Source organism: Ruminococcus difficilis (genome assembly GCF_016680995.1).
Map to the genome: position 1 here is coordinate 1 of NZ_JAEQMG010000007.1, position 3,265 is coordinate 3,265.

Below are 3,265 nucleotides of genomic sequence, written 5' to 3' on the forward strand. Positions count from 1 at the left end.
GTTATCCCCAGGGTAGCTTTTATCCGTTGAGCGACGGCATTTCCATTCACATACCGCCGGATCACTAACTCCAACTTTCGTTACTGCTCGCGCCGTCACGCTCGCAGTTAGGCTGGCTTCTGCGTTTACACTCAAATGCACGGTTTCCGTCCGTACTGAGCCAACCTTTGAGCGCCTCCGTTACTCTTTAGGAGGCGACCGCCCCAGTCAAACTGCCCACCTGACAATGTCCCCCGACCGGATTCACGGCCGCAGGTTAGAATTCCAGAAACCTAAGGGCGGTATCCCAACATTGACTCCACTAAAGCTGACGCCTTAGCTTCCCAGTCTCCCGCCTATCCTGTACATAGATTACCGAAACCCAATATCAGGCTACAGTAAAGCTCCATGGGGTCTTTCCGTCTTGCCGCAGGTAACCGGCATCTTCACCGGTACTACAATTTCGCCGGGTGGGTAGTTGAGACAGTGCCCAGATCGTTACACCATTCGTGCGGGTCGGAACTTACCCGACAAGGAATTTCGCTACCTTAGGACCGTTATAGTTACGGCCGCCGTTTACCGGGGCTTCAATTCAATGCTTGCACATCTCCTCTTAACCTTCCGGCACCGGGCAGGTGTCAGCCCCTATACTTCATCTTTCGATTTGGCAGAGACCTGTGTTTTTGCTAAACAGTCGCCTGGGCCTATTCTCTGCGGCTCTTTCGAGCACTCCTTATTCCGAAGTTACGGAGTCAATTTGCCGAGTTCCTTAACTACCCTTCTCCCGCTGGCCTTAGAATTCTCTTCCTGTCCACCTGTGTCGGTTTGCGGTACGGGCATCTGCTTCTATACACATAGCTTTTCTCGCCTTGATCTAAGTGTGCTTCCCTACTCTAATTTCGGTCCCTTGCGCCCGGGTCAACCAACGCCCGGGTCACACCCTTTTCAAGTGTCCCTATGCTTAAATTGCAGATGGTTACGGAATATCAACCGTATGTGCATCGGCTACGCCTTTCGGCCTGACCTTAGCTCCCGACTTACTTGGAGCGGACGAACCTTCCTCCAAAAACCTTAGACTTTCGGCCATTAAGATTCTCACTTAATTCTCGCTACTTATTCCGGCATTCTCACTCGTATACAGTCCACCAGCGCTTTCGCTCTGACTTCACCCCGTATACGACGCTCTCCTACCATACCTTACGGTATCCCAAGCTTCGGTTCATAGTTTAGCCCCGTTAAATTTTCCGCGCAGAATCACTCGACCAGTGAGCTATTACGCACTCTTTTAATGAGTGGCTGCTTCTAAGCCAACATCCTGGTTGTCTAAGCAATTCCACATCGTTTTCCACTTAACTATGATTTGGGACCTTAGCTGTGGGTCTGGGCTCTTTCCCTTTTGACAATGAGACTTATCTCACACTGTCTGACTCCTGAAAAACGATTATCTGCCATTCTTAGTTTGATAAGGTTCAGTAACCTCTCGGCCCCTAGCCAATTCAGTGCTTTACCTGCAGTAATCTATTTCAAGGCTAGCCCTAAAGCTATTTCGGAGAGAACCAGCTATCTCCGGGTTCGATTGGAATTTCTCCGCTACCCACAACTCATCCGCTACCATTTCAACGGGAGTCGGTTCGGCCCTCCATAAAGTTTTACCTTTACTTCAGCCTGGCCATGGGTAGGTCACCCGGTTTCGGGTCGAATACATTTGACTTCATACGCCCTGTTCAGACTTGCTTTCGCTGCGGCTCCGCACCTGAAGTGCTTAACCTTGCCAAATACATTCACTCGCCGGACCATTCTACAAAAGGTACCCGATCGTCCGTTGACGGACTTTCGGTGCTTGTAAACACAAGGTTTCAGGTTCTCTTTCACTCCCCGCCAGGGGTGCTTTTCACCTTTCCTTCACAGTACTTCTTCTCTATCGGTCACCGAGTAGTATTTAGGCTTGGAGGATGGTCCCCCCGTATTCCCACCGGGTTTCACGTGTCCGGCGGTACTCTGGATACAGATGGCTGAAAATTCTTTTCGCCTACAGGATTCTCACCTTCTTTGATTGACCTTCCCATGTCATTCGGCTAAAAATTTTCAATACCGTATTCTGTCCGAACCCCGAAAGTATTACTACTCTCGGTTTGGCCTCTTCCGCGTTCGCTCGCCACTACTGGCGGAATCTCTGTTGATTTCTTTTCCTCGCCCTACTTAGATGTTTCAGTTCAGGCGGTTCCCCTCATATACCTATTGATTCAGTATATGATGACAAGACTTTCCTCTTGCCGGATTGCTCCATTCGGAAATCCACGGATATAACGTTCACTTACAACTCCCCGTGGCTTATCGCAGTTAGTCACGTCCTTCATCGGCTCTCGGTGCCAAGGCATTCCCCTTGTGCTCTTTGTAGCTTGACCATTATTTTTCCGACTGCTTTCACAATCGGAAGTGAGATACTTTGGTTCTTCGTAATTTTGAAAATAGGCTGTTTTTACAACTTATTTTACCCATTCAGAAATTGCAGTATTTTTACCTTCGTAAACATTTACCATTTTAATTGAGGTTTGAGTTTAACTGTTGATAAACAATACTTTTCTCTTTATCTGCTATCTTTATTCAGTTTTCAAGGTACTTGTGATAAGATGTCCGGCCTCGTTGCGCTCCGCTGTTCCGTTAATAACTCCCACTCGTCTAATCTGTTCCGTTGCTTTGGGCAACTCCACAGCTTAGTCCTCGTCAGTCGTTATTCCCGGGCTCCGCGCCTCGGCTTTTCTTATCTGGTGGGCTTAAGTGGACTCGAACCACCGACCTCCCGCTTATCAGGCGGACGCTCTAACCGGCTGAGCTATAAGCCCATGTTAGTTATTTTGTGTTGAGTCAATTAAGCCTCATGGTGGAGATATGCGGGATCGAACCGCAGACCCCCTGCTTGCAAAGCAGGTGCTCTCCCAGCTGAGCTATACCCCCATATCTTCTCAGGGCTAGGACCCTGAAAATTGAACAACGATTGCAAGTCAAACTTTTCGTAATGCTGACCTTGGATGTTAGACTGATTTATTTCATTCAGTCAGGTCTCCATAGAAAGGAGGTGATCCAGCCGCACCTTCCGATACGGCTACCTTGTTACGACTTCACCCCAGTCGCCAATCCTACCTTCGGCAGCGTCCTCTTGCGTTAGACTACTGACTTCGGGTATTACCGGCTCCCATGGTGTGACGGGCGGTGTGTACAAGGCCCGGGAACGTATTCACCGCGGCATGCTGATCCGCGATTACTAGCAATTCCGACTTCATGCAGG

General features: G+C 49.2%; 2 tRNA genes and 2 rRNA genes. All 4 read right to left on the reverse strand.

Features of this window, described 5'->3' with window-relative positions:
- Positions 1 to 2,384 (reverse strand): 23S ribosomal RNA (locus tag JKK62_RS00145); the annotation flags it as partial.
- A 361-nt stretch (positions 2,385 to 2,745) separates the two neighbouring features.
- Positions 2,746 to 2,822 (reverse strand) — tRNA-Ile (locus JKK62_RS00150).
- 36 nt (positions 2,823 to 2,858) lie between these two features.
- Positions 2,859 to 2,934: transfer RNA gene (locus tag JKK62_RS00155), tRNA-Ala, on the reverse strand.
- Between the two features lie 114 nt (positions 2,935 to 3,048).
- Positions 3,049 to 3,265 (reverse strand): 16S ribosomal RNA (locus JKK62_RS00160); the annotation flags it as partial.